This is a genomic window from Streptomyces sp. NH27, from assembly GCF_056859195.1.
In genome coordinates this window covers 1-7594 of sequence record NZ_JACEGK010000388.1, presented here as the reverse complement: position 1 = coordinate 7594, position 7594 = coordinate 1, and the positions used below count along the sequence as shown (strand labels likewise).

The 7594-nt window shown below is 72.8% G+C and carries 6 protein-coding genes; 3 read left to right on the top strand and 3 right to left on the bottom strand.

The features are described from left to right. Window positions 1–379 precede the first annotated feature (379 nt). Window positions 380–781, bottom strand: coding sequence for a hypothetical protein (locus AC13HU_RS26725; RefSeq protein ID WP_483044516.1), 402 nt, complete (start codon window positions 779–781; stop codon window positions 380–382). 95 nt (window positions 782–876) lie between these two features. Beyond that, window positions 877–2166 carry an alpha/beta hydrolase gene (locus AC13HU_RS26720; protein WP_483044515.1) on the bottom strand — a complete coding sequence of 430 codons (1290 nt, stop codon included), beginning with the start codon at window positions 2164–2166 and terminating at the stop codon, window positions 877–879. Between the two features lie 382 nt (window positions 2167–2548). On the opposite strand from AC13HU_RS26720, the gene AC13HU_RS26715 reads away from it, so the two are divergent. The 3 genes from AC13HU_RS26715 (at window position 2549) to AC13HU_RS26705 (ending at window position 6454) form a co-directional block, all read left to right on the top strand. Further along, a complete protein-coding gene (locus AC13HU_RS26715; RefSeq protein WP_483044514.1) occupies window positions 2549–3214 on the top strand; it encodes an NAD(P)H-binding protein in 666 nt (221 codons plus the stop codon). A gap of 127 nt (window positions 3215–3341) precedes the next feature. After that, window positions 3342–4085, top strand: a complete 744-nt coding sequence (locus AC13HU_RS26710; protein WP_483044513.1) for an HAD family hydrolase — start codon at window positions 3342–3344, stop codon at window positions 4083–4085. Next, window positions 4082–6454 (top strand): glycoside hydrolase family 65 protein, encoded by a 2373-nt coding sequence (locus AC13HU_RS26705; RefSeq protein ID WP_483044512.1) that lies wholly within the window; start codon window positions 4082–4084, stop codon window positions 6452–6454. Before AC13HU_RS26710 ends, AC13HU_RS26705 begins: the two co-directional genes overlap by 4 nt. Before the next feature lie 76 nt (window positions 6455–6530). On the opposite strand, the gene corA is transcribed toward AC13HU_RS26705, so the two are convergent. Further along, window positions 6531–7514, bottom strand: a complete 984-nt coding sequence (corA, locus tag AC13HU_RS26700; RefSeq protein WP_483044511.1) for a magnesium/cobalt transporter CorA — start codon at window positions 7512–7514, stop codon at window positions 6531–6533. Between the last annotated feature and the right edge of the window lie 80 nt (window positions 7515–7594).

The window sequence follows — 7594 nt, the reverse complement described above, 5'->3', positions numbered from 1 at the left end:
ACATACGGGGCCGGCCCGATCACGGTGCGGACCGGCGAGGGCCGGGACGTGGCCGAGGTGGTCCGGCTGCGGCGGGTGATGTTCGCGGCGATGACCGGGGCCGAACCCCGACTCGCACCGCTGGTCACCGCCGTGGAGGAGATCCGCCGCCCGACCGCGATCTGACCCTCCCGACCCGACCCGCGCACCGCGCGAACGGCGCGCCTACGGCTCCCCGACCAGCTCCCCGACCGGCCGCCCGGCCCACGCGCGGCTTCGTGGTGGAGCAGCCCGCCCACACCCATCTCGACCTGCCGAAAAGCACCGTTCCCAACGCGCCTGGCACCGCGAACGCGCACTGGGGCGCCGACGGACCGGCGGGATCAGCGGATCGGCGGGATCAGCGGACCGCGAGCATCAGCACGAAGTTCGCGACCCCGAGGGCGAACAGCAGCAGCAAGTTGCGCGACTGGGTGCCCATCCCGCCGTAGCGGTCGTAGGGCGCGTACGGGTGGTCGGGGCGAACCAGGACGGTCATGCTGGAGCCGACACTCCCGCGCCCGCCGCTGGCGTTGCACAACTCGGCTTTGTAGGTGCGGCCGTTGACGCGGTACTGGACGACCGGGGTGAGGTAGTACGAGTTCTGGTTGCCGCTCGGGCTCGCGTAGTTGTCCACGATGTCGGCCTGGAGCTGGACGCCCTGACGGCGGACCCGGAGGAAGGCTGCCTCGTCTTTGACCGCCTTGGCGGCGGCTCCGATCCCGACGACCAGCCCCACCGAGGCGATAACCATATAGAACATGGCTCCATCCTGGCAGGAACCGGCCCGCGGACGCCGGGATTCCGGCCCGTCGCGCACGCGAACCCGCAAGGCGGGCCGGTCCGTTGGACCTGCGGTCAGGAGGTGAAGCGGACTTCGGGCAGGCGCGGCGAGGGGCCGTCGAGCAGGCCGTGGTCGTCGCGGTCGGCGAGGAAGCGGCCGAAGAACGCGGCGAGCAGCGCCCGGTCGGCGGTGACGGCGCGCCGGGGGGCGATCGTGCCGATGTTCTCGACGAGGGTGGCGCGCGGCAGGCCGAGCCGGCGGGTGATCTGCGGCACGAGGACGACGGCGTCGGTGTACGTGCCGTGCGCGGCGCCATGCAGTGCGAGCGCCCGGTGCCAGCCGTGGCTGTGCCGGACCAGTTCGCCCCAGGAGGGCATCGTGCCCGGGGTGTTGCCGTCCTTGCCGACCAGCAGGAAGGGCCGGTCCAGGCCGTCGGTGACGAGGGTGGACGGGAAGCCGTCCTCGTCGTCCTCCTGGACGTAGGAGATGACGCCGTCGAAGTCGGCGGCCGCGTGGATGCGCGGGTCGTCGTGCATGGCCTGGAGCGCGGTGAAGCCGCCCGCGGACTGGCCGAACGCGCCGACGTGCGCGAAGTCCGCGGCGGCGCGCAGCGGTTCCGGGAGTGCGGTGGGCAGCGCGTCGAGGACGAAGCGGACGTCCGCGACGCGCACCGCGACGACCTTCTCCAGCAGCGTCGCGATCTTCGCCGGGTCGGGGTGCGCGGGATCGGGTACGACCTTGGCGAACTCCGCCGGCATTACGGTGAGTTCGACCCGGCCGCCGGGGAACTCGACGGCGGACGCGTCGTAGGTGTGGTCCACCATGACCACGACATGGCCGCGCGAGGCGAGGTCGTCGCACAGGACGCTGCCGAGCGAGCGGGGGTCGCCGGCGCCGGGCGAGTAGAGCACGACCGGGTACGGCCCCGGCGCGGCCGGCGCGCCCTGGTGGGCGTGGGTGCGGGTGGCAGCCCAGTCCACCTGGTCCGCGGGGATGTCGGAGAGGCTGTTCAGCTCGACCCAGCCGGCGGCCTCGCCGGGCAGCATCTGCGGGGCGGCGGCGAAGCCGCGGGTCGTACCGGCCGGGTAGCGGACGCTCACCATCAGCTCGCGGTACGCAGCTCCGGTCCACGGGTCCGGGCGTGAGGCGTCCACCAGTCGCAGCGTCACGGTGCCGACCGGGTGCGGACCGCTCGGCGCCGGCAGTGTCAGCCGCAGCCGCTCGGCGCCCACCTTCCCGTCGACCGACCCGCTCGCGCTCCTCGTCCCCGACGCGGTTCGGGGCCCCGGCTCCGCCACCGCCCGCGTGGGGACGGCGAGCAGGACGGCGGCGGCCGACAGGACGGTGGCGCGGCGAGTGGGCACGGTAACTCCCTTATTTTGCGCGGCTGTTGAGCGCGTGCGGGTCGTACGAATGGGTGCGGGTCGTACGGCTCCGTCCACGGGTGGGCGCGGGTCGCACCGACCGGTGCGGGTCGTACGGCTCCGTGCGGGTGGCGGTTCCAGGTGCGGGACCTGCCACCGCGCGGCTTGGCCTCCAGCTTCGCGCGGGGCTCGCCCCCGCCCCATCCGGCGAGCCGGAAGGACGCCCGGGGGGTTAACCCGAAGGCGTTCCGCACACGCCGTCCGACGGGCCGGCAAGATCGCCGTGGCGGAACGGTGCGGCACACTGTCCCGAAGGCGGTTCGCGATCCGCGCGGCGGCCGACGGCGGGTGCGGGACGAACGGAAGGCGGCGACGGCCGGCGATGAAGGTGATCCTCTTCGGTGCCTCGGGGATGGTCGGGCAGGGCGTGCTGCGGGAATGCCTGCTCGACCCGGACGTGACCGAGGTGGTCGCGGTGGCGCGCAGCCCGCTGAAGCGCGCCGACCCGAAGCTGCGGCAGGTCTTCCACGACGACTTCACCGACTTCTCGGCGGTCGCCGGGGAACTGTCGGGCGCGGACGCCTGCTTCTACTGCCTGGGCGTGTCGGCGGCCGGGCACAGCCCGCAGGACTACACCCGGATCACCTATGACTGCACGCTGGCCGCCGCCCGTGCGGTCTCGGCCGGCAACCCGGCGCTGACCTTCACCTATGTGTCCGGCGAGGGCACCGACAGCACCGAGCAGGGCCGCTCGGGCTGGGCGCTGGTGAAGGGGCGTACCGAGAACGCGCTGCTGGCGATGGACATGCGCGCGTACATGTTCCGGCCCGGCTGGATCCAGCCGCTGCACGGCGAGCGGTCCCGCACCGGCTGGTACCGCGCGATGTACGCGGCGACGTCGTGGCTGTACCCGGTGCTGCGGCGGGTGGCGCCGAAGCGCGTGACGACCACTCAGGCGCTCGGCCGGGCGATGCTGGCGGTGGTGCGGCTCGGCGGGGAGGGCCCGCACGTCCTGCACAGCCCGGAGATCAACCGGCTCGGCGGCTGACCGGCGGCTGACCGGCGGCTTCCGGGCGGAAGGCCGGCCGGAACCGCGGCCGGCGGGCGTTCGGCGAGCCGGGGGGACTTCGCGCGCAGCGGGCATGCCGGCCGCCGGATGGGGGCACATGGTGCGCATGACGCAGATTGGCCTTCCGAGCAGAGTACGTGCCTGCCTCTTCGACCTCGACGGTGTGCTGACGCCGACGGCGCTGGTGCATGCCGCAGCCTGGAAGGAGATGTTCGACGCCTTCCTGCACGACCGGGACGGCGCCGGTTTCCAGCCCTTCGACAGCACCGAGGACTACGACGCCTACGTCGACGGCCGGCCCCGCGCGGACGGCGTGCGGACCTTCCTCGCCTCGCGCAACATCGAGTTGCCCGAGGGTGACGACGACGACCCGCCGTCGGCGCTCACCGTGCACGGCCTCGGCAACCGCAAGAACGCCCTGGTGCTGGAGAAGATCCGCACCGACGGCGTGACGGCGTACGAGGGCTCGGTGCGCTACGTGACGGCGGTGCGGGCGGCGGGGCTGCGCACCGCGGTGGTGTCCTCCAGCGCGAACACCCGCGACGTGCTGGTCTCCGCGGGCATCGAGCACCTGATGGACGTGCGGGTGGACGGCGTGACCGCCAAGGACCAGGGGCTGCGCGGCAAGCCGAAGCCGGACACCTACCTGGCCGCGGCGAAGCAGCTCGGCTTTGATCCCGGTCAGGCGGCGGTCTTCGAGGACGCGCTGGTCGGGATGGACGCCGGGCGGGAGGGCAGCTTCGGGTACGTGGTCGGCGTGGACCGGGTCGGGCAGGCCGACGAGCTGCGCAAGCACGGCGCCGACACCGTGGTGAAGGATCTGGCCGACCTGATCGGGAGAAGCGCGTGATCAGCGATCCGGCCTACGAGGTCGCGCCGTGGTCGCTGCGCGAGTGCGAGCTGAACCTGGAACTGCTGCCGCAGAGCGAGTCGGTCTTCGCCCTGTCCAACGGGCACATCGGCTGGCGCGGCAACCTCGACGAGGGCGAGCCGAACGGCCTGCCCGGGTCGTACCTCAACGGCCTGCACGAACTTCACCCGCTGCCCTACGCGGAGGCCGGATTCGGCTACCCGGAGTCCGGCCAGACCGTCATCAACGTCACCAACGGCAAGCTGATCCGGCTGCTGGTGGACGACGAGCCGTTCGACCTGCGGTACGGCACCACCCGCTCGCACACCCGGGAGCTGGACATGCGGGCCGGGGTGCTGCACCGCGAGTGCGTGTGGGTGTCGCCGGCCGGGCGGGCGGTGCGGGTGCGCTCCACCCGGATGGTCTCCTTCCGGCAGCGCGCGGTGGCGGCGATCTCCTACGAGGTGGAGCCGCTGGACGAGCAGGTGCGGGTGGTGGTGCAGTCGGAGCTGGCGGCCAACGAGGAGATCCCGCGGGCCACCGGCGACCCGCGGGTGGCGGCGGCGCTGGAGTCGCCGCTGATCTCCGAGGAGCACATCGCCGCCGGCACCCGGCTCGGGCTGATCCACTCCACCACCCGCAGCAAGCTGCGGGTCGCGGCGGCCGCCGACCACCGCGTGGACGGGCCGCAGGCGACCACCCAGATCTCCTCGGACTCCGGGCAGGACGTGAGCCGGCTGACCGTCACCGCCGTGCTGGAGAAGGGCGAGCGGCTGCGGCTGGAGAAGTTCGTCGCCTACGGCTGGTCGGCGACACGGTCGCTGCCCGCGCTGCGTGACCAGGCCGACGCGGCGCTGGTGGGCGCGCGCGACACCGGCTGGCAGGGGCTGCTCGACCAGCAGCGCGAGTACCTGGACGACTTCTGGGCCGGGGCCGATGTCGAGGTCGACGGCGACACCGAGATCCAGCAGGCGGTGCGCTTCGCGCTGTTCCACGTACTGCAGACCGCCGCCCGCGCCGAGCAGCGGGCGATCCCCGCCAAGGGCCTGACCGGCTCCGGCTACGACGGTCACACGTTCTGGGACGCGGAGACGTTCGTGCTGCCGCTGCTGACGTTCACCGCGCCGCAGGCCGCCGCCGAAGTGCTGCGGTGGCGGCACAACACGCTGCCGACCGCGCGCGACCGGGCCGCCCAACTCGGCCTGGCCGGCGCGACGTTCCCCTGGCGCACCATCAACGGCGACGAGGCGTCCAGCTACTGGCCGGCCGGCACCGCCGCCTTCCATGTGAACGCCGACATCGCCGACGCCGTGGTGCGCTACGTCGCCACCACCGCCGACGACGAGTTCGAGGCCGAGACCGGGCTCGAAATCCTCGTGGAGACCGCCCGGTTGTGGCGGTCGCTCGGCCACCACGACCACGCGGGCGCCTTCCACATCGACGGCGTGACCGGGCCCGACGAGTACAGCGCGGTCTGCGACGACAACGTGTACACCAACCTGATGGCGCAGGCGAACCTGGTGGCCGCCGCCGACGCCGCCGAGCGCCACCCGCGGCACGCCACCGCGCTGGGGATCACCGACGAGGAGACCGCCGCCTGGCGGGACGCGGCCTCGGCGATGACGGTGCCGTTCGACGAGGACCTCGGCGTGCACGAGCAGTCCGCCGGCTTCACCCGGCACCAGCGCTGGGACTTCGAGGGCAGCGACCCCGATCACTACCCGCTGCTGCTGCACTACCCGTACTTCGACCTGTACCGCAAGCAGGTCGTCAAGCAGGCCGACCTGGTGCTGGCGATGTACCTGCGCGGGGACGCCTTCACCGCCGAGCAGAAGTCGCGCGACTTCGCCTACTACGAGCCGCTGACCGTACGGGACTCGTCGCTGTCGGCGTACTGCCAGTCGGTGATCGCGGCGGAGGTAGGGCACCTCCAGCTCGCCTACGACTACCTGGGCGAGTCGGCGATGATGGACCTGGAGGACCTGGAGAACAATGCCCGCGACGGGCTGCACATCGCGGCGCTGGCCGGCACCTGGACGGCGCTGGTGGCCGGGTTCGGCGGGATGCGGCTGTTCAACGGGGACTCGATCCGGTTCGCGCCGCGGCTGCCGGACGCGCTGAGCCGGATCGCGTTCCGCCTGAACTTCCGTGGCCGGCAGCTGCGGGTGGAGGTGAAGCGGACCTCGGTGACGTACTCCCTCGCCGGGGGCGCGCCGATCGAGGTCCTGCACTACGAGAAGCCGTTCACGCTCACCGCCGAGCGGCCGGTGGTACGGGACCTGCCGGCGATCAGCCACCGCGAGCCGCCCGAGCAGCCGCCGGGGCGCGCGCCGCGGCGGCGCAAGCAGGCGCCGGGGCCGCAGAAGTAGCGGGGCCGCACATGTGAGGAGGCGCGGGCCGGGCGCGCGCGGGGCGCGGGGGCGGTCCCGGCCCGGCCGCTCGCCGTCACAGCCAGCCGCGGCGCTTGAAGAGGCGGTACAGCACCAGCACGACCGTGACCATCAGCGCGAGCACCGCCGGATAGCCCCAGATCTGGCGCAGTTCCGGCATGTGGTGGAAGTTCATCCCGTAGATTCCGGCGATCATCGTGGGCACCGCGGCCATGGCCGCCCAGGCGGAGATCTTGCGCATGTCGTCGTTCTGCCGCACCCCGACCTGGGTCAGGTGCGCGGCGAGGATGTCGGACAGCAGCCGGTCCAGGGACTCCCCCGCGTCGGCGACCCGGGTGAGGTGGTCGGCGACATCGCGGAAGAACGGCTGGGTGCGCCGGTCGGTGTACGGCATGCCGCCGGCGGCCATCCGCGCCATCGGCTCCGCGAGCGGGCCGGTGGCGCGGCGGAACTCCAGCACCTGCCGCTTGAACGCGTAGATCGTCGCGGCGATGCGCACCGAGTCGCCGCCGACCGGCGAGAACACCTGCTCCTCCAACTCCTCCAGGTCCATCTGGAGCTCCGCGGCGATCTCCAGGTAGTCGTCGACGACGTTGTCGCAGATCGCGTAGAGCACCGAGACCGGGCCGTGCTTGAGCACCGACGGCTTGCCCTCCAGCCGGGCGCGCACCTCGGCGGCGGTGGCCGCCTCGCCGTGCCGGACGGTCAGCACGAACGCGTCGCCGACGAAGACCATCAGTTCGCTGGCGCTGACCGTGCCGTCGGCGTCGTGGTAGCGCAGCGGGCGGACCACGGTGAACAGCGCGCCGGGATAGATCTCCAGCTTGGGCCGTTGATGGGCCTTGAGCACGTCCTCGACCGCCAGCGGGTGCAGCCCGAACTCCGCGGCGATGCCGGCGAACTCGGCCTCGGTCGGGTCGTGCACGCCGATCCACACGAAGGAGTCGCCCTGCGCGCGAGCCTGGTCCAGCGCGTCCGACAGGTCGTCCGGGGTGTGCGTACGGCGGCCGTCCTGGTAGATGGCGCAGTCGACGATCACGTGCTCATTCCTTCCTCGGGGACCCGCGGATGTATCAGCGGGCGCCAGAACACCTCACGGGCGGGCGGTCACGGCGTGGG

Bases quoted from the DNA above. Each gene is read 5' to 3' on its own strand.
- AC13HU_RS26715 (WP_483044514.1), top strand. From the start codon at position 2,549: ATGAAGGTGATCCTCTTCGGTGCCTCGGGGATGGTCGGGCAGGGCGTG.
- AC13HU_RS26710 (WP_483044513.1), top strand. From the start codon at position 3,342: ATGACGCAGATTGGCCTTCCGAGCAGAGTACGTGCCTGCCTCTTCGAC.
- AC13HU_RS26725 (WP_483044516.1), bottom strand. From the start codon at position 781: ATGTTCTATATGGTTATCGCCTCGGTGGGGCTGGTCGTCGGGATCGGA.